General features: G+C 53.0%; 21 protein-coding genes, 1 tRNA gene and 1 pseudogene. 8 read left to right on the plus strand and 15 right to left on the minus strand.

The window, feature by feature from the left end; genetic code table 11:
• Window positions 1–405: 405 nt before the first annotated feature.
• From sstT to NA330_RS05155, 5 genes are all read right to left on the minus strand, one after another.
• On the minus strand, window positions 406–1,650 hold the full coding sequence (gene sstT, locus NA330_RS05135; protein WP_000235363.1) for a serine/threonine transporter SstT: 1,245 nt from the start codon (window positions 1,648–1,650) through the stop codon (window positions 406–408).
• A 254-nt stretch (window positions 1,651–1,904) separates the two neighbouring features.
• A complete protein-coding gene (locus NA330_RS05140; protein ID WP_001098833.1) occupies window positions 1,905–2,873 on the minus strand; it encodes a TerC family protein in 969 nt (322 codons plus the stop codon).
• 269 nt (window positions 2,874–3,142) lie between these two features.
• Complete coding sequence (locus tag NA330_RS05145; RefSeq protein WP_023242503.1) at window positions 3,143–4,141, minus strand: Gfo/Idh/MocA family protein; 999 nt, start codon at window positions 4,139–4,141, stop codon at window positions 3,143–3,145.
• Window positions 4,142–4,228: 87 nt separating this feature from the next.
• The gene (locus NA330_RS05150) at window positions 4,229–4,921 is read right to left on the minus strand and encodes a SanA/YdcF family protein (RefSeq protein ID WP_000951045.1); all 693 of its coding nucleotides are present in this window, start codon (window positions 4,919–4,921) and stop codon (window positions 4,229–4,231) included.
• 151 nt (window positions 4,922–5,072) lie between these two features.
• A complete protein-coding gene (locus tag NA330_RS05155; protein ID WP_000202969.1) occupies window positions 5,073–5,570 on the minus strand; it encodes a M48 metallopeptidase family protein in 498 nt (165 codons plus the stop codon).
• An 85-nt stretch (window positions 5,571–5,655) separates the two neighbouring features.
• Between NA330_RS05155 and rlmG the strand changes: the two genes are divergently transcribed.
• Window positions 5,656–6,792: a 23S rRNA (guanine(1835)-N(2))-methyltransferase RlmG gene (rlmG, locus tag NA330_RS05160; RefSeq protein ID WP_000019989.1), complete on the plus strand. Its 1,137-nt coding sequence runs from the start codon at window positions 5,656–5,658 to the stop codon at window positions 6,790–6,792.
• Window positions 6,793–6,872: 80 nt separating this feature from the next.
• Here the strand turns inward: rlmG and NA330_RS05165 are convergent, their stop codons facing one another.
• Window positions 6,873–8,891: an NADPH-dependent 2,4-dienoyl-CoA reductase gene (locus tag NA330_RS05165; RefSeq protein WP_023242504.1), complete on the minus strand. Its 2,019-nt coding sequence runs from the start codon at window positions 8,889–8,891 to the stop codon at window positions 6,873–6,875.
• 170 nt (window positions 8,892–9,061) lie between these two features.
• A complete protein-coding gene (gene ygjG / locus NA330_RS05170) occupies window positions 9,062–10,441 on the minus strand; it encodes a putrescine aminotransferase (RefSeq protein ID WP_001520281.1) in 1,380 nt (459 codons plus the stop codon).
• 429 nt (window positions 10,442–10,870) lie between these two features.
• On the opposite strand from ygjG, the gene NA330_RS05175 reads away from it, so the two are divergent.
• Both NA330_RS05175 and NA330_RS05180 read left to right on the plus strand, forming a co-directional pair.
• Window positions 10,871–12,391: a methyl-accepting chemotaxis protein gene (locus tag NA330_RS05175; protein ID WP_000094649.1), complete on the plus strand. Its 1,521-nt coding sequence runs from the start codon at window positions 10,871–10,873 to the stop codon at window positions 12,389–12,391.
• Window positions 12,392–12,777: 386 nt separating this feature from the next.
• Window positions 12,778–14,346 carry a methyl-accepting chemotaxis protein gene (locus tag NA330_RS05180; protein WP_000478462.1) on the plus strand — a complete coding sequence of 523 codons (1,569 nt, stop codon included), beginning with the start codon at window positions 12,778–12,780 and terminating at the stop codon, window positions 14,344–14,346.
• Here NA330_RS05180 and NA330_RS05185 read toward each other — a convergent pair.
• On the minus strand, window positions 14,343–14,990 hold the full coding sequence (locus NA330_RS05185; protein ID WP_000983434.1) for a PadR family transcriptional regulator: 648 nt from the start codon (window positions 14,988–14,990) through the stop codon (window positions 14,343–14,345). The genes NA330_RS05180 and NA330_RS05185 overlap by 4 nt on opposite strands.
• Before the next feature lie 231 nt (window positions 14,991–15,221).
• Here NA330_RS05185 and NA330_RS05190 point away from each other — a divergent pair, with 231 nt between their 5' ends.
• Window positions 15,222–15,989 carry a siderophore-interacting protein gene (locus tag NA330_RS05190; protein WP_023242505.1) on the plus strand — a complete coding sequence of 256 codons (768 nt, stop codon included), beginning with the start codon at window positions 15,222–15,224 and terminating at the stop codon, window positions 15,987–15,989.
• 79 nt (window positions 15,990–16,068) lie between these two features.
• Here NA330_RS05190 and NA330_RS05195 read toward each other — a convergent pair.
• Window positions 16,069–16,144 (minus strand) — tRNA-Ile (locus NA330_RS05195).
• A gap of 125 nt (window positions 16,145–16,269) precedes the next feature.
• On the opposite strand from NA330_RS05195, the gene mug reads away from it, so the two are divergent.
• Window positions 16,270–16,776 (plus strand): G/U mismatch-specific DNA glycosylase, encoded by a 507-nt coding sequence (mug, locus tag NA330_RS05200; protein ID WP_000237776.1) that lies wholly within the window; start codon window positions 16,270–16,272, stop codon window positions 16,774–16,776.
• Window positions 16,777–16,899: 123 nt separating this feature from the next.
• Here mug and rpoD read toward each other — a convergent pair whose 3' ends face one another.
• The 3 genes from rpoD to rpsU form a co-directional block, all read right to left on the minus strand.
• Window positions 16,900–18,882 (minus strand): RNA polymerase sigma factor RpoD, encoded by a 1,983-nt coding sequence (gene rpoD / locus NA330_RS05205; RefSeq protein WP_001120159.1) that lies wholly within the window; start codon window positions 18,880–18,882, stop codon window positions 16,900–16,902.
• Window positions 18,883–18,896: 14 nt separating this feature from the next.
• Entirely contained in the window at window positions 18,897–20,642 is a 1,746-nt protein-coding gene (dnaG, locus tag NA330_RS05210) for a DNA primase (RefSeq protein ID WP_000918865.1), read from the minus strand.
• Between the two features lie 235 nt (window positions 20,643–20,877).
• Entirely contained in the window at window positions 20,878–21,093 is a 216-nt protein-coding gene (gene rpsU, locus NA330_RS05215) for a 30S ribosomal protein S21 (RefSeq protein ID WP_001144069.1), read from the minus strand.
• 227 nt (window positions 21,094–21,320) lie between these two features.
• On the opposite strand from rpsU, the gene tsaD reads away from it, so the two are divergent.
• Complete coding sequence (tsaD, locus tag NA330_RS05220; protein WP_001264391.1) at window positions 21,321–22,334, plus strand: tRNA (adenosine(37)-N6)-threonylcarbamoyltransferase complex transferase subunit TsaD; 1,014 nt, start codon at window positions 21,321–21,323, stop codon at window positions 22,332–22,334.
• Between the two features lie 122 nt (window positions 22,335–22,456).
• Here the strand turns inward: tsaD and NA330_RS05225 are convergent.
• Together NA330_RS05225 and plsY are read right to left on the minus strand one after the other, a co-directional pair.
• A pseudogene (locus NA330_RS05225) lies at window positions 22,457–22,600 on the minus strand (fumarate hydratase); the annotation flags it as partial.
• A complete protein-coding gene (gene plsY, locus NA330_RS05230; RefSeq protein WP_001272784.1) occupies window positions 22,584–23,195 on the minus strand; it encodes a glycerol-3-phosphate 1-O-acyltransferase PlsY in 612 nt (203 codons plus the stop codon). The gene plsY and the pseudogene NA330_RS05225, both read right to left, overlap by 17 nt.
• Before the next feature lie 106 nt (window positions 23,196–23,301).
• Here plsY and folB point away from each other — a divergent pair, with 106 nt between their 5' ends.
• Complete coding sequence (gene folB / locus NA330_RS05235) at window positions 23,302–23,661, plus strand: bifunctional dihydroneopterin aldolase/7,8-dihydroneopterin epimerase (RefSeq protein ID WP_000355776.1); 360 nt, start codon at window positions 23,302–23,304, stop codon at window positions 23,659–23,661.
• A gap of 97 nt (window positions 23,662–23,758) precedes the next feature.
• The gene (gene bacA, locus NA330_RS05240; RefSeq protein ID WP_001281933.1) at window positions 23,759–24,580 is read left to right on the plus strand and encodes an undecaprenyl-diphosphate phosphatase; all 822 of its coding nucleotides are present in this window, start codon (window positions 23,759–23,761) and stop codon (window positions 24,578–24,580) included.
• A gap of 104 nt (window positions 24,581–24,684) precedes the next feature.
• Here bacA and NA330_RS05245 read toward each other — a convergent pair whose 3' ends face one another.
• Window positions 24,685–25,926, minus strand: a complete 1,242-nt coding sequence (locus NA330_RS05245) for a multifunctional CCA addition/repair protein (protein ID WP_023206363.1) — start codon at window positions 25,924–25,926, stop codon at window positions 24,685–24,687.
• Window positions 25,927–25,947 lie beyond the last annotated feature (21 nt).

The raw sequence follows: 25,947 nt of genomic DNA on the forward strand, positions 1-25,947 counted from the left end.
GGTTTGCACTGCCGCAACAGAGTTGGAGTTTTTATCAGCGTTGCGGAAACGGCAAATTCGCGGCCTGAACTATTCCTTGTTAAGTTGTGAAGTAAGCAAGCACTAACACACAAAAATTCAAAATGCATCTAATTGTAACAAAGGTCAACGAAGTCCGTTATAGAAATTACGCGTCGTTGAGCTTTGATTTTGCTTATCGCAAAGGAGGGTGGCGAGAGGATTTACACAGGCTGACACTTTATACTGTACGCTGACCGAGCGCCGCGGCAGACGCCATCTACATATAACGTTACGCGAGGATGTCGCGCGTGAACATCAATTCGCTTTAGGTCACAGCCTATGGATTGGGAGATTCAGATCTATCGTTACGCCGGATGGCATACGCCATCCGACATCGATAATCACTTAGCTACGCAAGGCGTTATTCGCCAGACGTTCGTCCTCTGCCTGGCAGGCTGCCGCAGTGAACAGAACATCGGTAGATGAGTTCAGCGCCGTTTCACACGAATCCTGCAATACGCCGATAATAAAGCCGACCGCTACTACCTGCATCGCGATATCGTTCGGGATGCCAAACATGTTGCACGCCAGCGGGATCAGCAGCAATGAACCGCCTGCCACGCCGGAGGCGCCGCAAGCACACAGCGAGGCCACCACGCTCAGCAGCAGCGCTGTAGGCAGATCCACCGGGACGCCTAACGTATGAACTGCCGCCAACGTCAGAACCGTAATGGTAATTGCCGCGCCGGCCATATTGATGGTGGCGCCCAGCGGAATGGAAACGGAGTAAGTATCCCTGTCCAGATTCAGTTTTTCGCACAGCGCCATATTCACTGGAATATTGGCGGCAGAGCTGCGGGTAAAGAAGGCATAAACGCCGCTTTCACGCAGGCAGGCGAACACCAGCGGATAAGGGTTGCGACGAATTTTCCAGAATACCAACAGCGGGTTGACCACCAGCGCGACCAGCAGCATACAGCCAATCAAGACGACCAGCAGGTGCGCATAGCCCCACAGGGTGGAGAAGCCGGTGGTTGCAAGCGTTGATGAAACCAGACCAAAAATACCGACTGGCGCGAAACGGATCACCAGTTTCACCATAAAGGTCACGGCGTTAGACATATCGTTCACGAGGTTTTTGGTGGTTTCATTGCCATGACGCAGGGCAAATCCCAGGCCGACGGCCCACACCAGAATCCCGATATAGTTAGCGTTCAGCAGCGCGTCGATGGGGTTCGACACCATGCTCATCAGCAGACCGCGCAGGACTTCTACAATGCCGGACGGCGGCACGATATCCTGGGCGCTACTGGACAGATGCAGGGTTGAAGGGAAGGCGAAGCTGAACACAACGGCCGCCAGCGCGGCTGAAAAGGTGCCTAGCAGGTAAAGGAAGAGAATAGGGCGAATATTGGTTTTTTGACCGTGCTGGTGGTTGGCGATCGAGGCCATTACCAGCATCAGCACCAGAACGGGGGCGACCGCTTTTAAGGCGCCGACGAACAGGGTGCCAAGCAAGCCAACCGCTTCTGCCGCAGGCTTAGAAATCCATGCCAGTAAAATCCCCAGTACCAGACCCACTAAAATTTGTTTAACCAGACTGCCTTGCGCTAAACGCTGCAGTAGCCCTGATGCTCGTTGCGTAGCCATTTCATGTTCCTTGTATTGTGTTGCTGGTCATCCCCTGCACGCTCTTACGGCGCATCTTTCAGGATGTAACAAAGTGTTTGCCTGGTTGAGTATAAGGAAAGTTGAAGGTTCGGGAAGCGAAATATCCTGGATTTTTTGCTGCGATCATGTTTTATAACTTTATATTAACAGTATTGTGACATGTTAAACAAAAACGCCCGGCAGGTGTGCGCTGCCGGGCGTTTTTGACGGGGCAGGTTTACCCCGATAAAAGATTATTGCGCTCGCAGTTTCTTATCGCGCTGATGGTTAACCCAGGCGTTAATCACCAGCGTAATGGTCAGAATGCCAAACACTACGCCCAGCGAAATCGCGATAGGAATATGGTAGAAGTCGACGATCAGCATCTTAATGCCGATAAAGACCAGAATGACCGCCAGACCATATTTCAGCATCGAGAAGCGTTCCGCCACGCCGGACAGCAGGAAGTACATCGCGCGCAGTCCTAAGATGGCAAACAGGTTAGAGGTCAGTACGATGAACGGGTCGGTGGTGACCGCAAAGATCGCCGGAATACTGTCAACGGCGAAGATTACATCGCTGAACTCAACCATAATCAGCACCAGCAGCAGCGGCGTGGCATACAACAGGCCGTTTTTACGTACGAAAAAGTGCTCGTTCTCGATCGTATCGGTCATACGCAGATGCCCGCGCAGCCAACGCACCATCGGTTTTTCGCCAATGCCGGATTCGTCTTCCTTCGCCAGCGCCATTTTTACGCCGGTAAACAGCAGGAAGGCGCCGAACACATACAGCAGCCATTCGAACTGAGTGATAAGCCAGGTACCGGCGAAAATCATGATAGTACGCAACACGATCGCGCCAAGAACCCCATACACCAGCACCCGGCGTTGCAGAGCCGGAGGGACGGAGAAATAGCTAAACAGCATCAGCCAGACAAAGACGTTATCTACGGCCAGCGACTTTTCAATCAGATAGCCGGTAAGGAACGCTAATGCCTGCGGATCAGCAACTTCACGCCCTTGCGTTTCAGCCAGATACCACCAGAAAGCGGCGTTAAACAGTAGCGAGAGCGTTACCCACAGGATTGACCATCCTGCCGCTTGTTTCATCGACATAGCATGTGCGCCACGGCGTCCCTGCAACAACAGGTCGATGGATAGCATTATCACCACAACAACCGCGAATCCACCCCATAATAATGGCGTACCAACAGTATTCATTATTTCTCCCCATGCAAAAAAAAACGGCTAACGCCGAATGGCATTAGCCGCTGCTTTTATGCATAGACCTTGCCATTCGGCAAGGTCTCACTTACAACAATAAAGGAATACGCTGACGCATTCCTTTATGGCTGCCCGGTGACCGGATGTGGTTTTGCACACATCGTAATGACGATCGACCGGCAATGAAGTTACTCCCCTTTGCGCGTAACAAAGTATGACAGGCCACGCGTAGAGTCAATGACCTGTAACATATGATTTACATAATTTTACGCAGTAAGGGGATGGGTCAGATCGTCCGCCGGGAAGATGACCCCGGTTTGACGGCGTATTTCTGTCAGCCATTTTGCCGTGGCGCGACTTAGCGACAACCCCGGATGTTCCACGGCGTGGTTTTCAATAAGCTGGGCAAACGCCCCGGCTTCATACAGCATGGTATTAATATGCTGAGGCTGGGTCAGATCCTGCATCAGCGCGCCGCGCGGCGCAAAACACACTTTCTGGCATTCCGACAGCTTTTCAATGACCAGCGATCCCCTCTCGCCCTGAATTTCACTGGCCAGTACCGAGTCGCTGACTTTGGAATGCTGTAGCGTGACGCTAAAATCGCCGTAATCCATAACCACGACGCCGTGCGCATCTACTCCGCTTTCCAATAAATTCGCCGACGCCTGAACGCTGCGCGGTTCGCCCCATAGCGCGATCGCCGACGCCAGACAGTAATACCCGATATCCATAATCGAACCATTGGAGAAGGCCGGATTAAACGTATTCGGATTTTCACCGTTCAGATAGCGCTGATAACGTGAAGAGTACTGGCAGTAATTTAGGAATGCTTTATGCATTCTGCCGATTTTCGGCAACGATTCCCGCAGCAGCAGGAAATTGGGCAGGCAGGCGGTTTTAAAGGCTTCAAACAGTACCCGCTGATTATCGCGCGCGCAGGCGATAGCGGCATCAACCTCCGCCAGGTTAGAAGCCAGCGGCTTTTCGCACATGACATGTTTTTTATGCTGCAAAAAGCACTGCGTCTGGGAGAAATGCAGGGAGTTCGGGCTGGCGATATAAACCGCCTCAATCGCGTCGCTTTGCGCCATCGCTTCCAGCGAGGTAAACAGATGCTCGACGGGATAATCATTTGCGAAAGACTGCGCCTGTTCAAGACTACGGGAGTAAACGGCGGCGAGCCTGAATTTGCCGGTTTCATGGGCGGCGTCGACAAACTGGCGCGTGATCCAGTTAGTCCCAATTACAGCGAAACGTATCATAAACGTCAGCGGACTCCAGAAAGGGATTTTCGTCAATGTAGCACGCCTTTCCGCCCTTGCCAGTGCGCTGCGACGCACTCTGGCATTTTACTGGCGAGAAGGGCACCCGTGTGCGCTATCAGCCCCAATAGTGACGCCAGCGCCCAGATATTTAGGCTGACGGTGCAAAATTTTGGCATCCAGCACCGCGCTAACCCGCGCCAGCTTTTCCCGAAGTCGTGTGTAGGTTCCGTGCCTTTTATTCAGATCCGGCGCGTTAACGCCGATAGCGTCAATGCCATATTGTTGCGCCAGCCAGATCGCCCGTTGATTATGGAATGCTTGCGAGATAATCGTAATGCGGCTTTCGCCAAACACTTTCCGGGCGCGAACTACGGAGTCCAGCGTGGAGAATCCGGCATAATCACAAAAAATGGCCGCTTCCGGCACACCTTTCGCTATCAGCGCCTGCTGCATCGCCGAAGGTTCATCGTACTCTTTTTTGCCATTATCGCCGCTGACTAACAGCCACTTCACTTTACCGGCGTGATACAACGCGGCGGCAGTATTAATCCGCCGGGTAAAATACCGATTGCCGGGCTTAGCGCCTAACACCAGCCCGACGTTGCGGGCGGGAACGGTCTGAATGTCATTCCATGTCAGATGCTGTGAGGCGTTGACGATAAGCCAGTTGGAATAGAAAAGCGCGACGCCTGCTGCGACAAGCAGAAAACACGCCACTGTTAACGCCCGGCGTGTAAAACAGAGGCGGCGGATAAAACGGGCACATTGTGAGAGCATGGTTGTTGCGCGGTTCCGTTGGCGGTGGATAAAAAATACCCTCTACAGATCGTCATCCTTGACGTGGCGGCAGGCAATGAGCGAAATGTGAACGCGCCGATTTTATGCCCACGCCGTTAAAAAGATACGGGGGAAGGGGCATTTTCAGAATTTATTGTGCCGACAGCGCCTGATGCGTCAGCCACAGTCGCGTATCAAACTCCAGTTGATGGTACTGCGGTTCCATATGGCAGCAGAGCTGATAAAACGCTTTGTTATGATCTTTCTCTTTCAGGTGCGCCAGCTCGTGAACCACAATCATCCGTAAGAATGGCTCCGGAGCGTTGCGAAACACGGTGGCGACGCGGATCTCCGCCTTTGCCTTGAGCTTGCCGCCCTGAACGCGCGAGACAGCGGTATGCAGTCCCAGCGCATTTTTCAGCACATGGATCTTGCTGTCATACATCACTTTATTAATGGGCGGCGCATTGCGCAGAAACTGACTTTTCAGTTCCTGAGTATAGTGATATAGCGCTTTGTCAGTGGCGTAATCATGCGCGCCGGGATAACGTTTTTCCAGCACTGCTCCCAGGCGCTGCTCGGCGATTAAGGTGCGCACCTGGGCAAGGAGATGTTCCGGATACCCCTGAAGGTAAGTTAGTGAGGTCATCAAAGCTCCATGTTGCTGATAAAAAGTGTATACTCACGCACCCTTTTCAGGGATAACGCCGCAATTTTACCATTCAGGAGGCCTAATGAGCCACGTAGACGACGGTTTCCGTTCACTGACGCTGAAACGTTTTCCGCAAACGGATGATGTTAACCCGCTTCTGGCGTGGGAGGCGGCCGATGAGTATCTGCTGCAACAGTTAGATGAGACGGAAATTCGCGGCCCGGTGCTGATCCTGAATGATACGTTTGGCGCGCTAAGCTGTGCGCTGGCGGAGCATTCGCCATACAGTATTGGCGATTCGTATTTAAGCGAACTGGGTACGCGAGAGAATTTACGCCATAACGGCATCGCGGAGTCCAGCGTAACGTTTCTCGACAGTACCGCTGACTACCCGCAGGCGCCGGGCGTGGTATTGATTAAGGTACCGAAAACGCTGGCGTTGCTGGAACAGCAGTTACGCGCTTTGCGTAAGGTCGTTACGGCGCAAACGCGTATTATCGCCGGCGCGAAAGCGCGTGATATTCATACCTCTACGCTGGAACTGTTTGAAAAAGTGCTGGGCCCAACCACGACGACGCTGGCGTGGAAGAAAGCGCGCCTGATTAACTGTACCTTCAGTCATCCGCAACTGGCCGACGCGCCGCAAACGCTAAGCTGGAAACTGGAAGATACAGGCTGGACGATTCACAACCACGCGAATGTGTTTTCTCGTACCGGATTGGATATCGGCGCGCGCTTCTTTATGCAGCATTTGCCGGAAAACCTCGACGGGGAGATTGTCGATCTCGGCTGCGGCAATGGGGTGATTGGCCTGAGCTTACTGGCGAAAAATCCGCAGGCGAACGTGGTATTTGTCGATGAATCGCCGATGGCGGTAGATTCCAGCCGTTTGAATGTAGAAACGAACCTGCCGGAAGCGTTCGAACGCTGCGAATTTATGATCAACAACGCGCTCTCCGGCGTGGAGCCGTTCCGTTTTAACGCTGTATTCTGCAACCCGCCGTTCCACCAGAAACATGCGCTGACGGATAATATCGCCTGGGAGATGTTCCATCATGCCCGCCGCTGCCTGAAAATCAACGGCGAACTGTATATTGTGGCGAACCGCCATCTGGACTATTTCCACAAGCTGAAGAAGATTTTCGGTAATTGCGCGACGATAGCAACCAACAATAAATTTGTTATTTTGAAAGCGGTGAAGCAGGGACGCCGTCGATAAGGCGCTCAAGCGTCATACCGGCCTATAAAACCGGTATGACGGCGTAAGCCCGATAAGCGCAGCGCCATCAGGCAAAGTCGTTAAATCTCCAGCGCCAGTCGGGTGCCCTGGGCAATCGCCCGTCGGGCATCCAGCTCCATCGCGACATCGCATCCGCCGATAAGATGTACCGTTTTACCTGCGGCGCGTAACGGGTCCGCCAGCTCGCGGCGAGGTTCCTGTCCGGCGCAGATCACCACATGATCCACTTCCAGCAACTGCGGTTCGCCGCCGATCAAGAGATGTAATCCGTCGTCGTCGATCTTCTGGTAACTGACCGCCGGGATCATCTTCACGCCGCGCGCCAGTAACGTCGCGCGATGGATCCAGCCGGTGGTTTTACCTAACCCTTCGCCCGGCTTGCTGGTTTTGCGTTGCAGCATGACGATTTGCCGTGGACTACGTGCCAGGCGTGGGCCTTCCGGGCGCAGACCGCCTGCCTGTTGCAGGCTGGTATCAATTCCCCATTCCGTACAAAATTCAGCAATATTTTGGCTGGTGGATTCGCCGTGCTGGCTCAGATACATGGCCGTGTCAAAACCGATCCCGCCGCAGCCGATGATCGCCACTCGTTTACCAACCGGCGCCTTATCGCGCAATACCTCCAGGTAGGTCAATGCCTTTGGATGATCGATACCGTCTATCGGCGGGCGTCGCGGTACTATTCCGCAGGCGAGGATCGCTTCGTCAAACGGCTGAAGATCCTCTGCGTTCACCCGTTGGTTCAGTTTCAGCGTAACGCCAGTAACATCGATCATTCGACGGTAGTAGCGCAGCGTTTCGTAAAACTCCTCTTTACCCGGGATCTGCCTGGCGATAGTAAACTGACCGCCAATTTCACTCTGGGCGTCAAACAGCGTGACATGATGGCCGCGCGACGCGGCGTTAATCGCGAAAGCCAGCCCCGCCGGGCCTGCGCCGACAACGGCCAGGTTCTTTTTGCGTATGGCCGGCGTTATCGGCATGTGGGTTTCGTGACAGGCGCGTGGGTTCACCAGACAGGAGGTCACTTTGCCGATGAAGATCCGATCCAGACAGGCCTGATTACAGCCGATACAGGTGTTGATCTCATCTGCGCGTCCGGATTGCGCTTTAGTCAGGAATTCGGCATCGGCAAGGAAGGGACGCGCCATCGACACCATATCGGCATCGCCGCGCGTCAGGATCGTCTCGGCGACCTGCGGATCGTTAATGCGATTGGTCGCGATCAGCGGAACCGACACATGACCTTTGAGTTTCCGCGTCACCCAGCTAAAGGCGCCACGCGGTACTGGCGTGGCGATGGTCGGGATTCGCGCCTCATGCCAGCCAATGCCGGTATTAATTAGGCTTGCGCCTGCGGCTTCAATGGCTTGCGCCAGTTGTACCGTTTCGTCGAACGTGCCGCCATTTTCCACCAGATCGAGCATCGACAGGCGATAGATAATAATAAAGTCGTTCCCTACCCGCTGGCGTACCGCGCGTACTACCTCAACCGCGAAGCGCATACGGCTGACATAGTCGCCGCCCCATTCGTCATCGCGATGGTTAGTTCGCCGGGTGAGAAATTCATTAATCAGATAGCCCTCTGATCCCATCACCTCTACGCCGTCGTAGCCTGCTTCCCGCGCCAGTTGCGCGCAATGCGCGAAGTCGTCGATTAACTGCAAGATTTCATCATGCGTCAGTTCATGTGGCATAAAGCGGTTGATTGGCGCCTGAATTGCCGACGGCGCGACCAGGTGCGGCTGATAGCTGTAACGTCCGGTGTGCAGAATTTGCAGCGCGATTTTACCGCCTTGCGCATGTACGGCATCGGTCACCACGCGGTGAGGCTTTAACTGGCTGGCATCGTTCAGCATCGCGCCGCCGGTCATCACGACCCCGGAGGGAACGGGCGCAATACCGCCGGTGACGATTAACGCTACGCCGTGTCGTGCGCGCTCGGCATAAAATGCCGCCAGGCGCTCAGCGCCATCAGGATGTTCTTCCAGACCCGTGTGCATCGATCCCATCAGCACACGGTTTCTGAGAGTAGTAAAGCCCAGATCGAGCGGGGCGAACAGCGACGGGTAGCTCATAAGTGTATCCAGTATGTAAAATTATTGTTATGTGGTCGGATGAGTTACTACTGTAGCCGTCGCGAGGTAAAAGGGAAAAGGGGAATGTGGTGATTGTGATGGGATTCAAAAAAGAGGCCGCGACCCGGGGAAAACAGGCCGGATAAGCACAGCGCCATCCGGCATCGTTTTTAAACCTCTTCAACGCTCACCTGCATCGCCGCCAGCGCATTACGCGCTGATTTCAATACCTGTTCGCACAGTTCAATGGTTAGCGTGAGCGGTGGCTCAATACGAATTGTTTTCGCATTATTCAGCGTACCAGCGACCAGCACGCGTTGACGGAACATCTCACTGGCAAAACGGTAGCCCGTTTCGTTATCGACAAATTCAATGGCCATCAACATACCTTTGCCGCGCGCATCGTGTACCAGATTGGGATATTCACGCGCAAGTTGTCGAAAACCATCCAGGAGCGTATCGCCTTTTTGTTCCGCCTGGGCCGGGAGATTTTGCTCCAGCAGGACGTTAATGGTCGCCAGCGCGGCAGCACAAGCCAGCGGATTACCGCCAAAAGTGGTGGTATGCAGGAAGGGGTTGTCGAACAGAACCGAAAACACCTCTTCAGTCGCGATGGTGGCGCCAATCGGCATCACGCCGCCGCCCAGGGCTTTCGCCAGACACAGAATATCAGGCTGCACATTTTCGTGCTCACAGGCAAACATCTTGCCGGTACGCCCCATGCCGGTTTGTACTTCATCCAGAATCATCAGCGCGCCGAATTCGTCACAGAGCTTACGTACCTCTGTCAGGTATCCCTGCGGCGGCAGGATCACGCCGCCTTCACCCTGAATAGGCTCCAGAATCACGGCTGCTATCTCGTCGCCCGTTTTTTTGCCTTCGCTAAATGCCATGCTCATCGCGTCGATATTGCCAAACGGCACATGGCGGAAGCCCGGCAGTAAAGGCATAAAGGGTCTGCGGAAGGTGGATTTGGCCGTGGCGGAGAGCGCGCCCAATGATTTGCCATGAAATGCGCCGCTGGTGGCGATAAAGGTAAACTTGCCGCGCGGCGACTGATACGCTTTTGCCAGTTTTAGCGCCGCTTCGACGGATTCGGTGCCGCTGTTACAGAAAAAGCTGTACTTGAGTTTCCCCGGTGTCAGCGCCGCCAGCGTTTTTGCCAGCATCGCCCGCAAGGGGTCAAGTAACTCCTGGCTGTGGAGAGGTTGTTTTGCGAGTTGATTCTGGACGGCGGATACCACAACAGGATTACGGTGCCCCACGTTAAAGATGCCAAACCCCCCAAGACAGTCGATAAACTCCTGCCCCTGGGTGTCGACAAGCGTATTCAAACTGCCCGCTTGCCACTCTACGGCTCCGTAATCCCCGCCGGCGGTAACAGATTTCCGGTATTCCAGAAATCCTGGATTTACATGCTCTTTAAAGTAGTCAATGACCTCTCGGTTTAGTGCTTTCATTTCCTCATGGTTTAGCGTTCGCTTCTCGATGAGATTCAGTGCGTGCGCGCTACAGGCCAAAGCCGATGCGCTGGAAGGTAACCTGTTCAAAATGAGCTCCAGAGGGCCGTGTATCACATGATACTGAATTAAGTATTGCAGGGATTAGCGGGGGTCTAAGCCCATAGTGAAAATCGGGATAAACACCAGGAATAATCACATTTACACAACATTTAATGTCATGTGTTAACAATTGGATGCATTTTGAGCAGATCTTGTTTTACGGTTTACGGTGTGTTGCGTTAGAGGCGGCGTGAGAAAAAGGTGAGCCAGGGCAGATTTTAAAGAAAAAGGTTGTCCACGCTAAACAATTTCATAATGAAAATAAGGCGCAGGATGAGGTGAAAATCGTACAAATATTAAGGATTAATCGCAAATTGCGATCCAGAGCAATTTTAACAACTAAAGATAAATAGATTAGCGCCGAAATAACATCTGAGCGAAAAATTAACATCCAGATAACCTGCACAGGACGCTATCATGTCTTCTCATCCCTACGTCAGCCAGCTAAATACCCCGCTGGATGATGATACCACTCTGATGTCTACGACCGACCTGGAAAGCTATATCACTCACGCCAATGACACTTTTGTCCAGGTGAGCGGCTATCAGTTAAACGAGTTACTGGCGCAGCCACATAATCTGGTGCGTCATCCGGATATGCCGAAAGCTGCCTTCGCAGATATGTGGTATACCCTAAAACAGGGCGAACCGTGGAGCGGCATTGTGAAAAACCGGCGTAAAAACGGCGACCATTATTGGGTGAGGGCCAACGCGGTACCGATGATACGTGAAGGGCGTGTGACGGGATATATGTCGATCCGTACCCGCGCCACGGATGATGAGATTGCCGCCGTCGAGCCTTTATATCAGGCGCTAAATGAAGGGCGGTGTAGTAAACGTATTCATAAAGGCTTGGTGGTTCGTCAGGGCTTGCTGGGCAAACTGCCCGCTATGCCTGTTCGCTGGCGAGTGCGTAGCATTATGGGGCTAATGGCCGTAATGCTGGTGTTGGCGCTGTTCGGTACGGATGCGTCATGGCAGGCGTTGCTGTTGGGCGCGTTGGCGATGCTGGCAGGTACGGCGCTATTTGAATGGCAAATTGTGCGTCCCATTGAAAATGTGGCGACGCAGGCGCTGAAAGTGGCGACCGGCGAACGCAACAGCGTACAACACCTTAATCGTAGCGATGAGTTGGGGCTGACGCTGAGGGCCGTGGGGCAGCTTGGCTTGATGTGCCGCTGGCTGATCAATGACGTATCAAGTCAGGTTTCCAGCGTCAGAAACGGCAGTGAAAGGCTGGCGAAGGGTAACAATGATCTGAACGAACACACCCGTCAGACCGTGGAGAATGTTCAGGAAACGGTAACGACCATGAACCAGATGGCGGAGTCCGTGAAGCTCAATTCCGAGACGGCTTCCGCTGCGGATAAGCTTTCCATGGCGGCCAGTAGCGCGGCGACTCAGGGAGGTGAGGCGATGGATACGGTGATTAAAACGATGGATGATATCGCTCACAGTACGCAACGTATCGGGACGATCACCACGCTAATTAACGATATCGCTTTTCAGACGAATATCCTGGCGCTGAATGCGGCGGTAGAAGCGGCGAGAGCGGGCGAGCAGGGGAAAGGGTTTGCCGTGGTTGCTGGCGAGGTACGCCATCTTGCCAGCCGTAGCGCTAATGCGGCGAACGATATTCGTAAATTAATTGACGCCAGCGCAACAAAGGTGCAGTCAGGCTCCGAGCAGGTTCACGCCGCAGGCCGTACCATGGATGACATTGTAGCCCAGGTGCAAAATGTCACCCTGCTTATCGCACGGATCAGCCAGTCGACGCAGGAACAGACAGATGGGCTTTCCAGCCTGACTCGCGCCGTGGACGAGTTGAACCGCATAACCCAGAAGAATGCGGCGCTGGTGGAAGAGAGCGCACAAGTCTCCGCGATGGTAAAACACCGTGCCAGCCGGCTGGAGGATGCGGTCACGGTACTGCATTAAGTTTATTTGTAGGTAGCAACGGTAATGACATCCGCCCGGTAGCAACAAGCTTACCGGGCGGATGCGCTCTGATAGAAGGCGGTGCCTGCCATCATAGAGAGTATCAGTGGCCTGTGATGTTAAAAATAATGTGATATTTATTCCTTCTTCTTGCCTACCTATTAATAGGTATAAACTCAGTTAATAAATAAGAAATGGTTAACCTTTTAGCGTATTTCTTTCATTATTAGTGCCAATTTATGTCACTTTTGGTTCATCTTTCTGTGAACAATAAATATTACTTACTAATAATGTTCCGAAATAAAAAGCGATCAATATCATAAAGTTAGTAACATTATTGCCGATAGATCTTTCTGTATGAGGATATGCAATCCCAGGGAGAAAATATGTTTTTGCATAACATTAAAATACGTTCAAAATTATTTATGGCCTTTGGCTTATTCATTGTTCTCATGGTGGTGAGTTCCGCTCTGTCTTTGTTTAGCCTTGATCGGGCTAATACGGGTATGCAGGACATTATTACCAATGATTATCCCACCACGGTAAAAGCCAATCTGTTAATCGATAATTTTAATGATTTCATCATCGCGCAGCAGCTCATGTTACTGGATGAAGAGGGGCGCTGGAGCCAGAGCTCGCAGAAAGAACTCAGTGAGATAAGCCAGCGCATTTCGGCGCTACTGGATGAGCTTTCCAGGGAAAATAGTCACGATGCGGATTCACAGAAAATCATTAATGAGATCCGTGAAGCGCGCCAGCAATACCTGGAGTCCAGATTCCGTATTTTGAAAGATATTCAAAGCAATAATCGTCAGGCGGCCATTCAGGAGATGATGACCAGAACGGTGCAGGTGCAAAAAGTCTATAAGGACAAAGTCCAGGAACTTATCGCTGTTCAGGACGCGCAGATGCATGAAGCGAGCGTGCAGGTCAAAGAGGATTTTAAAAATAATCGGACGCTGTTAATCACTTTGGCGCTGATAAGCATCGCCGCCGGAGGCGTAATGGGATGGTATATTGTGCGTTCTATTACCCGGCCGCTTGATGACGCAGTACGCTTTGCCGAGGCGATTGCCGATGGCGATCTGACTCGTCATATCACCACCGACTATAAAGATGAAACAGGCGTACTACTGCAAGCATTAATGGCGATGAAAACGCGTCTGCTGGATATCGTACAGGAAGTGCAAAACGGTTCGGAGAGTATCTCCACGGCGGCGGCGCAAATTGTCGCCGGTAACCAGGATTTGGCGGCGCGTACGGAAGAGCAGGCCAGCTCGGTTGAAGAAACGGCGGCGTCGATGGAACAGATTACCGCCACGGTTAAAAATACGGCTGACCATACCAGTGAAGCGACCAAACTCTCTGCCGGTGCCGCCAGCGTGGTGAAAAACAATGGGGAGATGATGAATCAAGTGACGCAGAAAATGCGCGTCATTAACGACACGGCAAATCGTATGTCGGATATCATCAATATCATTGATTCCATTGCCTTTCAGACCAATATTCTGGCGCTGAACGCGGCGGTTGAAGCGGCGCGCGCGGGCGAACATGGACGTGGTTTTGCCGTTGTCGCCGGAGAGGTTCGCCAGTTGGCGCAAAAGAGCGCCTCGTCAGCCAGTGAAATCCGTAATTTGATTGAAGATTCAACCAGTCAGACTCAGGAAGGGATGCACCTGGTGGAGAAAGCCAGCGCCCTGATTAATGGCATGGTGGATAACGTCGAAGAGATGGATGTGATATTACGTGAGATTGGGCAGGCCAGCCGCGAGCAAACTGACGGTATTTCGCAGATTAACAGCGCGATTGGCCTGATTGACGCCGCCACGCAACAAAACTCCTGCCTTGTGGAAGAGTCTGTTGCCGCCGCAGCGTCGCTGAACGAACAGGCGTTACATTTAAAAGAGCTGGTTAACGTGTTCCGCGTCCGCGAAGAGGACACGCAGCCCGCTTAATCCAGTTCGGCGATTTCCAGCGCCGCGCGATCAATCACGCCGATAATGCGTTTGATTTGCGCGTCGTTGATATCGCTGTGGTTTATCCGCAGATCCAGCACGGCCTTGAAGTTATCCAGCGCCCGCTTCATCTGCGGATTTTTACGTAACTCCATGCCCACACAACGGGCTTTTAGCCGCGCCTGAATATGCGTCAGGTGTTCGCGATTTTCATCAAGCCATTGCGCGCCGTTCGCGGTAATCGCGATTTTTTTCCGCCCGCCTTCTTCGTCGCTAATCGTGATAAATTGCTGATCCTGTAAAAAATCCAGCGTAGGGTAGATCACGCCAGCGCTTGGCGTATAGCCGCCCCCCGTCAGGTTTTCTATCGCTTTAATCAGTTCATAGCCGTGGCTGGCGTCCCGGGTCAGGATATCAAGAATGACCAGCCGAAGTTCCCCGTGGCCAAAAAATCGCTGGCGTCGACCACCGCCCTGTCCATGACGACCACAGCCGTGTCCGTGACGGTGTTCGCCGCCGCAACTGGCGTTCTCATGCTGATGCGCGCTATGGCAGCCTTCATGCTGATGTTCGCGATCTTTGCAGCAACCATCGTGCTTATGATCCCGGTTTTTGCAACACCCTTCATGTTGATTTTGCATCATTACCTCCTGCTTATTTAGATATATCTAATTTATATCTAAATGATGGGTTTTAGCAAGGGTAAAAGCGATTGTTGCTATAATCTATTAATTTATAACGTTTTATTCTAAGGTTATAGTTAGCGACGCGTTGCCAGATCACTATCAAAAAACAGTTGCATTTTTACTGATTAACAATCATTATCATTTAAAGCTTTGATTTAGATATATCGTATTACTTCACGAAGGCAAAAAATGACGACATCATCCGTACGCTACCCACAGCGTGTTCGTAATGAACTGCGTTTTCGCGAGCTGACCGTTCTGCGGGTAGAACGTATTAGCGCAGGATTTCAGCGGATCGTACTTGGCGGCGAGGCGCTGGACGGTTTCACCTCCCTGGGCTTTGACGATCACACGAAAGTTTTTTTCCCTGAGCCAGGCTGTCGCTTTACGCCTCCGACAGTCACTGAGGAAGGCATTATCTGGGGGGAGGGCGTTCGTCCGGTCTCCAGGGATTACACGCCGCTGTATGATGAGGCGCGTCGCGAGCTGGCGCTGGATTTCTTTATCCACGATGGTGGCGTAGCCAGCCGTTGGGCAATGGAAGCCCGTGAAGGCGATACACTGACGATTGGCGGGCCGCGCGGTTCGCTGGTGGTGCCGGAAGATTATGCCTGTCAGGTTTATGTCTGCGATGAGTCCGGTATGCCTGCGCTACGTCGTCGTCTGGAATCGCTTAGTCGTCTGCCTGCGCGCCCTGCGGTAACCGCGCTGGTGAGCATTCAGGATGCGGCATACCGCGATTATCTCGCCCATTTGACGGATATTACTGTGGAATATGTTGTTGGCGGCGATGAACAGGCAATGCAAACGCGCCTGTCGCAGCTGACAATACCAGAATCAGACTATTTCATCTGGATTACTGGCGAAGGCAAAACGGTAAAACGTTTAAGTCAGTGCTTTGAAAAGGGGTTTGATCTACACCTGGTACGTGCGGCAGCCTATTGGCATCGTAAATAGCGGTATGGGGCGAGCCCTGTCAGAAACAAAAAAGCCACTCTTTAGAGTGGCTTAATTATATGATTTTAAAGCTAAAATTTGGTGGCCCCTGCTGGACTTGAACCAGCGACCAAGCGATTATGAGTCGCCTGCTCTAACCACTGAGCTAAGGGGCCGTGGCGGTGGATTATAATGTAACTTTACGCTGTAATCCAGCCGTAACCGTGCGGGTGCTGTTTTTATAAACAATGTGTTTTCAACCCGTTATACTTAAAGAACGTTGTATTGCTCAGGAGTAATAATGGTTAAGGACATACTGGCGCCAGGGCTACGGGTGGTTTTTTGCGGCATCAATCCGGGACTCTCCTCGGCGAATACCGGCTTTCCGTTTGCACATCCCGCGAATCGTTTTTGGAAAGTTATTCATTTGGCCGGTTTCACCGATCGGCAGTTGAAACCGGAAGAGGCGGAAAAATTACTGGATTTTCGCTGCGGGGTAACGAAACTCGTCGACCGACCGACGGTACAAGCGACTGAGGTGAAGTTGCATGAATTACGTAGCGGCGGACGCAACCTGATTGAAAAGATAGAGGACTATCAGCCCGCGGCGCTGGCGGTGCTTGGTAAACAGGCTTTTGAACAGGGATTCAGCCAGCGCGGTATCGCCTGGGGTAAACAAAAGATCGCCATTGGCGCGACGATGGTGTGGGTGTTGCCGAATCCCAGCGGCTTAAACCGAATTAAAACGGAAAAACTGGTCGAGGCCTATCGCGAACTGGATCAAGCGCTCATTATGCGTGGGCTATAGCAATGGGGAATGAGGGCGCGAATACTCGCGCTGTGTAGAAATTCTGCAGGCCAAATAGGGCGCTTGCGCATGGCCTGATAAAAAAACGCCGCCTTGCGGCGGCGTTTATACGTGTACGGCGAATTAATCGTCGAGGAAGCTGCGCAGCACTTCAGAACGGCTCGGGTGGCGCAGTTTACGCAGCGCCTTCGCTTCGATCTGACGGATACGTTCGCGGGTAACATCGAACTGTTTACCCACTTCTTCCAGCGTGTGGTCGGTGTTCATATCGATACCGAAACGCATACGCAGCACTTTCGCTTCACGAGCGGTCAGGCCAGCCAAAACGTCGTGAGTGGCGGCACGCAGGCTCTCGGTAGTGGCAGAGTCCAGCGGCAGCTCGAGGGTGGTATCCTCGATGAAATCACCCAGATGCGAATCTTCATCGTCGCCGATCGGCGTTTCCATGGAGATTGGCTCTTTGGCAATCTTCAGCACCTTACGAATTTTATCTTCCGGCATCAGCATCCGTTCAGCCAGCTCTTCCGGCGTTGGCTCGCGGCCCATCTCTTGCAGCATCTGGCGAGAAATACGGTTGAGCTTGTTGATGGTCTCAATCATATGCACCGGAATACGGATGGTGCGCGCCTGATCGGCGATAGAGCGGGTGATCGCCTGACGAATCCACCAGGTAGCGTAGGTGGAGAACTTGTAACCACGACGGTATTCAAATTTATCTACCGCTTTCATCAGACCGATGTTGCCTTCCTGAATCAGGTCAAGGAACTGCAAGCCACGGTTGGTGTATTTCTTAGCGATAGAAATAACCAGACGCAAGTTCGCTTCAACCATCTCTTTCTTAGCACGGCGGGCTTTCGCTTCCCCGATAGACATGCGACGGTTGATGTCTTTCACCTGTTCGATGGTCAGACCGGTCTCTTCTTCAATCTGCCGCAGTTTTTGCAGACAGCGTTGCACTTCTTCCGCGACATCGTGCAGTTTTTCCGACCACGGTTTGTTCATCGCGATAGCGGCGTTGAACCAGGTTTCGCTGGTTTCGTTACCGGTAAACAGCGTGATAAAGTTCTTCTTCGGCATTTTGCACTGCTCGACGCAGAGCTTCATGATCAGACGTTCCTGAGTACGCACGCGATCCATCATCACGCGCATACTGTTGACCAGATAGTCGAATTGCTTCGGTACCAGACGGAACTGTTTGAACACTTCAGACAGCTTCAGAATCTCTTCCTGCGCGGCAGCATGGCTGCGGCCTTTCGCTTTGATGGTGTCGCGCGTAACGACGTATTGCGCGCGCAGCTCAGCGAATTTTTCGCGTGCCAGTTCAGGGTCAATGCTGTTGTCGTCATCGGCGGCGTCATCGTCGCCGTCTTCTTCATCTTCGTCTTCGTCATCATCCAGGTCTTCCTGGGAGAGTTCAGAACCGACGTGAGTTGCGGTCGGCGCCATCTCTTCTTCCGCGTTCGGATCGACAAAGCCGGTGATAAGATCGGACAAACGAGCCTCTTCAGCCTCAACGCGATCGTACTGTTCCAGCAGATAGGTAATGGCTTCCGGGTATTCGGCAACGGAGCATTGAACCTGGTTGATCCCGTCTTCGATACGTTTAGCGATGTCGATTTCGCCTTCCCGGGTCAACAGTTCAACAGTGCCCATTTCACGCATATACATGCGTACCGGGTCAGTCGTACGACCGATTTCAGACTCAACACTGGACAGAACTTGTGCAGCAGCTTCTTCCGCATCTTCATCGGTGCTGGTGGTATTTTCAGCCAGCAGCAGATCATCGGCATCAGGCGCTTCTTCCATTACCTGAATACCCATGTCGTTGATCATTTGGATGATATCTTCAATTTGATCTGAATCGACGATATCTTCCGGCAGATGGTCATTGACCTCAGCATAGGTCAGATAGCCTTGCTCCTTACCACGGGTGACAAGAAGTTTCAGCTGTGACTGCGGGTTTTGCTCCATAAGACGGTATCCACACTTATTCGTTTGATTGGTGTCGACGGTATAGCTGTCGACATTTAAAGCGAGGGCATACTTATATTTTGGCCGCTGCCTCTCACTGCGGCTGTCGGGGGCTTCCCGATCGATATGCGGCATTTAAGCCGTTAAATTCATTTTCTGGCCAGCTCCTGGTTTAACGTCCAGAGCTCTCGGCGTTCTTCGCTGCTTAAACCATGAGTGCGATCGCGAGCGATCAGCTCTTCTTGTCGCAGTTGCAGCAGCGAATCAAACATATGGTTGAGTGAGTCGGTAAAGGTTTTTTCGGCAATCGCCTTATCTGCTATATCGTCCCACATCGATAATTTTTCAAGGGTCGCAGCATCATTTGTGCCACGGTAGAGTTCCAGAAGTTGTCCGGTAGTAAGACCTGGCTGAGCCAAACAAGTTTTGACCAATTCTTTAAATAAGCCAAGTCCAGGCAGCTTATTCTGATCCAGCGCGTCTAATGGCGGCACTAACGGCGCGAGATCTGGGTTTTGCACCAGTAATCCTATCAGTATACGCATGGTCGTGCGTTTTAGCTGCGGAGCCGGGCGGGAAACGCCGCTTTCCGCCTGTTTTGGCACTAAACGATCAAGCTGACTATCATCGAAAATGCCTAACTTCAGCCCCAACGTCTGGCGCAACTGAATACGGTGTGCGTCGCCAGGCACCTGATTAATGAGCGGCAGCGCCAGTGCGGCTAACTGCGTGCTGCCATCCGGCGAGCTTAAATCCACCTGCGGCAGGAGGCTATTAAACAGAAACGTAGAGAGCGGCTGCGCCTGCTCCATCCGCGCTTCAAAAGCCGCCTTGCCTTCTTTACGCACCAGCGTATCCGGGTCTTCGCCGTCAGGTAAAAACATAAAGCGTACCTGCCGACCGTCGGTCATATAAGGCATTGCTGTTTCCAGCGCTCTCCAGGCGGCATCACGGCCAGCCCGGTCGCCGTCGTAACAGCAAATTACGTTGTTCGTCGCCCGGAATAACATATGCATATGGTCTGCCGTGGTTGAGGTACCCAGCGAAGCGACCGCATAGTTAATGTCGTATTGCGCTAGTGCGACGACATCCATATAACCTTCGACCACAAGCAAGCGTTGCGGTTCAGCACTATATTGCTGAGCCTCATAAAGACCATATAGCTGGCGGCCTTTATGGAAAATGTCCGTTTCCGGAGAGTTAAGGTATTTCGGCGTGTCGTTCCCCAGAACTCGACCGCCAAAACCAATCACCCTGCCGCGTTTGTCCCGAATAGGGAACATGACCCGATTACGGAAACGATCGTAAGTGCTGCCCTGCTCGTTATTGACCAGCATCCCGGCATCCAGCAACAATGCCTTGTTATCGCTGTTATTACCGAAGCGCTTTAACGCGTTATCCCAACCTGGCGGCGCGAAGCCAATGGCGAAACGCTGAATAATTTCAGCGCTCAGACCGCGCTTTTGCAGATAGTCACGCGCAGGTTTTGCCGCAGGATGGGTAAGCGACTGCTGATAAAAGTCATTCAGACCATTCATCAACTGATAGAGGTTTTGCCGTTGATGGCGCTCTATCTGGCTAAGCCCGGTGCCTGCTTCATAGGGAATTTCCAGGTTATGCATGGCCGCTAATTCTTCGACGGTTTCGACAAATTCGAGCTTGTCGTAATTCATCAAAAAGTCGATCGCATTGCCATGCGCGCCGCATCCAAAGCAGTGATAAAACTGTTTTTCACCGTTTACGGTGAAAGAAGGGGTTTTCTCATTATGGAATGGACAACACGCGTGATAGTTCTTGCCCTGTTTCTTGAGTTTTACGCGCACGTCGATCAGATCGACGATATCGGTTCTCGCCAGCAGGTCATTAATGAATACGCGTGGGATTCGTCCAGCCATATGCCCCTTTTATACACGTCATTCTTCAGGCTGCCGTAGTGTTGGCTACGTTCGCTCACCCCTGTCGCTGACTTGCGTAAGCGCCGGGGATTTACTCTCTTGCCGCCTGGACGCAGCATGAATGATTTTGTGTATATGCTAATGCATAAACGAAAACAAGCCGCGCATTCCTTTCGGAAGCACGGCCTTACAACTACAACTCGATCTGAATTGAGAGCAGCCCGCTCTCAAAAGATTAGTACAGACGAGTACGGCGTGCGTTTTCGCGAGCCAGTTTCTTCGCGTGACGTTTCACTGCAGAAGCTTTAGCGCGCTTACGTTCGGTCGTCGGTTTTTCATAGAACTCACGACGACGAACTTCCGCCAGAACACCTGCTTTTTCGCAGGAACGCTTGAAGCGACGCAGAGCTACGTCGAACGGCTCGTTTTCACGTACTTTAATTACCGGCATGTGCCTCTCACCTTTGATTAATTCGGTTTGCCGCTGGCATCAACGCCAGCTTATTTCAAAATGGTGCGGAATTTTACTGCAATTGCTGCTGCTTTGTAAAGCACCGCGGCCTTTTTTGAACGGGACTTTTATAAGGGGAGGGAGTATACACGAAGTCGGGACTGAGGGTATACATCCACCCGCATTCGACCTACACTGCGCGGTATTAGAGCGAGGTAAAACAAGTCATGCGTGTACTGGGTATTGAAACATCCTGCGATGAAACCGGCATCGCTATTTACGACGACAAAAAGGGTCTGTTAGCCAACCAATTGTATAGTCAGGTGAAATTACATGCTGACTACGGCGGCGTAGTGCCTGAACTGGCTTCCCGCGATCATGTGCGTAAAACCGTGCCGCTGATTCAGGCGGCATTAAAAGAAGCCGGTCTGACGGCGAGCGATATCGACGCGGTGGCCTATACCGCAGGCCCGGGCCTGGTCGGCGCGCTGCTGGTCGGCGCAACCGTCGGGCGTTCACTGGCATTTGCCTGGAATGTGCCGGCCATTCCTGTACACCATATGGAAGGTCATCTGCTGGCGCCAATGCTGGAAGATAATCCCCCGGAATTCCCGTTTGTGGCGCTACTGGTCTCCGGCGGACATACGCAGCTCATTAGCGTGACCGGAATCGGTCAGTACGAACTGCTGGGAGAGTCGATTGACGATGCCGCCGGTGAAGCGTTTGATAAAACCGCCAAATTGTTGGGGCTGGATTATCCTGGCGGCCCGATGCTGTCGAAAATGGCGTCGCAGGGGACGGCGGGGCGTTTTGTCTTTCCGCGCCCGATGACCGATCGTCCGGGGCTGGATTTTAGTTTTTCCGGTCTGAAAACCTTTGCCGCTAACACCATTCGTAGTAATGGCGACGACGAACAAACTCGCGCTGATATTGCGCGCGCTTTTGAAGATGCGGTCGTGGATACGCTGATGATCAAGTGCAAGCGCGCGCTGGAAAGCACCGGTTTTAAGCGTCTGGTCATGGCGGGCGGCGTCAGCGCTAACCGCACGCTGCGCGCGAAGCTTGCCGAAATGATGCAAAAACGCCGCGGCGAAGTGTTCTATGCGCGCCCGGAGTTTTGTACTGACAACGGGGCGATGATCGCCTATGCCGGAATGGTGCGGTTTAAGGCGGGCGTTACGGCGGATCTTGGCGTAACGGTACGTCCGCGCTGGCCGCTGGCCGAGCTGCCGGCGGCGTAAAAGCGGAAAAAGGGGGCGACATCATGCCGCCCCAACGGGTTTACAGCAAAACGACGGGCATCCACAACAGCCCGGTGACGATCAGCAGCACCAGGAAGATCAGGCCGAAAATCGCGCCTAACCACGCCAATGGTGGAAGGGTGACGCGCGGCGGATTCGATATGTACGCCTATCACCGAGCTATTGCCGGTCAATCCTTGTGGGCCGAGCCCCAGACGGTTGAGGCCCTCTTCCAGACGCAGCTCCAGCTCAATCTTTCTGGCGTTTCTTTTTCAGCTTCGTCCAGATTTTCGTCTCCTGGCGACGCCACAGACGCTGGATGTTGTCATGATGGCGCAGCAAAATGAGACATGACAGCATCGACACCGGGAAGGTGAACTGCGGTTTAAACCACCAGACGTAAAACGGCGCAATCAAGGCGCTGACAATCGCCCCTAACGATGAATAACCGCTTAACAGGACCGTCAGCAGCCAGGTGCCTGCCATGACGCCGGTTAAATCCCAGCCGATGGGCGCAATGGCGCCAAACGCGGTTGCTACGCCTTTCCCACCTTTAAAGCCAAAAAAGACCGGCCAGATATGTCCCAGACAGGCGGCGATAGCGATAAGCCCCAGCCAGAAAGGGGTAACGCCTAACGCATACGCGCCCCAGACGGGCAACATGCCTTTAAGGATGTCAAAAATAAGTACCGCGACAGCCGCTCCCTTGCCACCGATTCGTAATACGTTCGTCGCGCCCGGGTTGCCGGAGCCGCTTTCTCGCGGATCGGGCAGCCCGGCGATGCGGCAAACCAGAATGGCACTGGAAATTGAGCCGCAGAGGTACGCGAAGAGGATCATTCCAGGCGCGATTGCACTCATAAGCTGTTCCGTATTGAAAGTGTCGTTTTATTTACTATTTCTGTGGATAATACGCACATTTCGCCGGAAGTGGTATCCGGGTTAGCCAAAAAGCAGGCAGGTCGTGATGGATATTGTATTTATAGAGCAACTTTCGGTAATCACCACTATCGGTGTTTACGACTGGGAACAGACTATCGAGCAAAAACTGGTGTTCGATATCGAAATGGCATGGGATAACCGCAAGTCGGCGAAAAGCGATGATGTCGCAGATTGTCTAAGTTATGCGGATATCGCCGACACGGTGATAAATCATGTCGAAGGCGGTCGTTTTGCTCTGGTCGAGCGCGTGGCGGAAGAGGTGGCGGACCTGCTGCTTAGCCGATTCAATTCTCCGTGGGTTCGCATCAAACTGAGCAAGCCTGGCGCCGTCGCGCGCGCGGCGAACGTAGGGGTAATTATTGAGCGTGGCAATAATCTGAAATAAAAATAAATAATTTTATATTTTTTAAACCAAACGGTTATATATGGGGTCTTAACGCGAGATCCATTTTTGCAGTGTTTTTCATTTTAGGGGTTTATTGATGAGCGATATGCACTCGCTGCTGATAGCGGCAATTTTGGGTGTGGTCGAAGGATTGACGGAGTTTTTGCCGGTATCCAGCACGGGCCATATGATTATTGTGGGTCATCTGCTGGGGTTTGAAGGCGATACGGCCAAGACATTCGAAGTGGTGATTCAACTTGGATCTATTCTGGCGGTCGTGGTGATGTTCTGGCGGCGGTTGTTTGGTCTCATCGGTATTCACTTTGGCCGCCCGCTACAGCGTGAAGGTGAAAGTAAAGGTCGATTAACGTTGATTCACATCCTGCTGGGCATGATTCCGGCGGTGGTGCTGGGGTTAGTCTTTCATGACACGATCAAGTCGCTATTTAACCCAATTAACGTGATGTACGCGCTGGTGGTAGGCGGTCTGTTGCTGATTGCCGCCGAGTGCCTGAAGCCGAAAGAACCGCGCGCGCCGGGGCTGGATGATATGACGTATCGTCAGGCGTTTATGATTGGTTGTTTCCAGTGTCTGGCGCTGTGGCCGGGCTTCTCGCGTTCCGGAGCGACCATTTCCGGTGGGATGCTGATGGGCGTCAGCCGTTACGCCGCCTCTGAGTTCTCGTTCTTACTGGCTGTGCCGATGATGATGGGCGCAACGGTTCTGGATCTCTACAAAAGTTGGTCATTCCTGACCGCAGCGGATATTCCGATGTTCGCAGTGGGCTTTGTGACGGCGTTTGTGGTGGCGCTGATCGCCATCAAGACCTTCCTGCAACTGATTAAGCGTATCTCGTTTATTCCGTTTGCGATTTACCGCTTTGTGGTGGCGGCTGCCGTTTACGTTGTCTTCTTCTGATGATTGACCGTGCCGGATGGCGGCGTACCGCCTTGTCCGGCCTAACTGTTTTGCCGGTCTGATAAGCGCAGCGCCATCAGGCAATTTATCGTGCCGGATGGCGTTTAGCTGGCGGGGTTCGGGCAGCGCTTCTCTTTCCAGTTGGCGACCGCTGCAATTCGTCGCTTCGTCAGCTCCTCGCGAATCTCAATGCCCTTAAATCCGGCCTCCACCACCTCTTTCGTTGGTACCGCCTGCGCCACCTGCCAGGCTTCGCGCAGCCAGCGCCCCTGCGGGTAATCCGACGCTTCAAATCCGGTACGTCCACGGACATCGGCTTCGCTGGTCAGCGCAATCTGCTCGACGCGCTGCGGTTTACGCCATGCATCAATGGCGTCAAACAGCTTAACGATCGTTTTCGGCTGGAGTATCGGAAAGGTGTGGATCAGATCATGGTATTCGGCGACCAGTTTAGCTAAATCACGCAGGTCATTGGGGACGCGCAAACGCTGGCATAACTGTTCGACCAGTTTCACGCCCGCCGGGCCGTGGCCATGATGGCGCGGCCAGAGGTTTTTCGGCGTTAAGCCTTTGCCCAGATCATGACAAAGCGTGGCGAAACGGACATCAAGCTGCGGACTGAGCATGGCGGCCATCGACAACGTCATCAGCGTATGAACTCCGGTATCAATTTCCGGATGCCACTTTGCCGGCGCGGGCACGCCAAACAGGGCGTCGATTTCCGGAAACAGGACGCGCAGGGCGCCGCAGTCGCGCAATACCTGGAAGTAAACCTGCGGATTGCGGGTGGTAAGCGCATTTTCCGTCTCTTTCCATACCCGTTCCGGCGTCAGATGTTCCAGCTCGCCTGCCGCGGTCATGTCGCGCATTAGCGCCAGTGTTTCATCGGCGATACGGAAACTAAGATGAGCGTAACGGGCGGCAAAACGCGCCACGCGCAATACGCGCAAGGGATCTTCGCCAAACGCGGGAGAGACATGGCGCAGTAGACGCGCCTCCAGATCCCGGCGCCCGTGGTAAGGGTCGATAATCTGGCCGTCATCGTCGCGCGCCAGAGCATTAATGGTCAGATCGCGACGCTGGAGATCGGCTTCCAGGGTAACGTCCGGCGCGGCATAACAGGTGAAGCCCGTGTAGCCGGAACCGGATTTACGCTCGGTACGCGCCAGCGCGTATTCTTCGTGAGTTTGCGGGTGGAGAAACACAGGAAAATCACGGCCTACCTGCTGGTAGCCCGCATCAAGCATCTCCTGCGGCGTGGCGCCGACAACGACCCAATCTTTATCTTTAACCGGTAGCCCTAACAACGCATCCCGAACCGCACCACCGACCAGATAAATCTTCACGCCACTTTCCTTTTAAAAACG

The sequence above is a fragment of the Salmonella sp. NW722 genome (assembly GCF_051702785.1).
Taxonomy (GTDB): domain Bacteria; phylum Pseudomonadota; class Gammaproteobacteria; order Enterobacterales; family Enterobacteriaceae; genus Salmonella; species Salmonella enterica.

Coding starts and splice junctions, on each gene's coding strand:
- sstT (WP_000235363.1), bottom strand. CDS start 1,650: ATGGCTACGCAACGAGCATCAGGGCTACTGCAGCGTTTAGCGCAAGGC.
- NA330_RS05140 (WP_001098833.1), bottom strand. CDS start 2,873: ATGAATACTGTTGGTACGCCATTATTATGGGGTGGATTCGCGGTTGTT.
- NA330_RS05145 (WP_023242503.1), bottom strand. CDS start 4,141: ATGATACGTTTCGCTGTAATTGGGACTAACTGGATCACGCGCCAGTTT.
- NA330_RS05150 (WP_000951045.1), bottom strand. CDS start 4,921: ATGCTCTCACAATGTGCCCGTTTTATCCGCCGCCTCTGTTTTACACGC.
- NA330_RS05155 (WP_000202969.1), bottom strand. CDS start 5,570: ATGACCTCACTAACTTACCTTCAGGGGTATCCGGAACATCTCCTTGCC.
- rlmG (WP_000019989.1), top strand. CDS start 5,656: ATGAGCCACGTAGACGACGGTTTCCGTTCACTGACGCTGAAACGTTTT.
- NA330_RS05165 (WP_023242504.1), bottom strand. CDS start 8,891: ATGAGCTACCCGTCGCTGTTCGCCCCGCTCGATCTGGGCTTTACTACT.
- NA330_RS05175 (WP_000094649.1), top strand. CDS start 10,871: ATGTCTTCTCATCCCTACGTCAGCCAGCTAAATACCCCGCTGGATGAT.
- NA330_RS05180 (WP_000478462.1), top strand. CDS start 12,778: ATGTTTTTGCATAACATTAAAATACGTTCAAAATTATTTATGGCCTTT.
- NA330_RS05185 (WP_000983434.1), bottom strand. CDS start 14,990: ATGATGCAAAATCAACATGAAGGGTGTTGCAAAAACCGGGATCATAAG.
- NA330_RS05190 (WP_023242505.1), top strand. CDS start 15,222: ATGACGACATCATCCGTACGCTACCCACAGCGTGTTCGTAATGAACTG.
- mug (WP_000237776.1), top strand. CDS start 16,270: ATGGTTAAGGACATACTGGCGCCAGGGCTACGGGTGGTTTTTTGCGGC.
- rpoD (WP_001120159.1), bottom strand. CDS start 18,882: ATGCCGCATATCGATCGGGAAGCCCCCGACAGCCGCAGTGAGAGGCAG.
- dnaG (WP_000918865.1), bottom strand. CDS start 20,642: ATGGCTGGACGAATCCCACGCGTATTCATTAATGACCTGCTGGCGAGA.
- rpsU (WP_001144069.1), bottom strand. CDS start 21,093: ATGCCGGTAATTAAAGTACGTGAAAACGAGCCGTTCGACGTAGCTCTG.
- tsaD (WP_001264391.1), top strand. CDS start 21,321: ATGCGTGTACTGGGTATTGAAACATCCTGCGATGAAACCGGCATCGCT.
- plsY (WP_001272784.1), bottom strand. CDS start 23,195: ATGAGTGCAATCGCGCCTGGAATGATCCTCTTCGCGTACCTCTGCGGC.
- folB (WP_000355776.1), top strand. CDS start 23,302: ATGGATATTGTATTTATAGAGCAACTTTCGGTAATCACCACTATCGGT.
- bacA (WP_001281933.1), top strand. CDS start 23,759: ATGAGCGATATGCACTCGCTGCTGATAGCGGCAATTTTGGGTGTGGTC.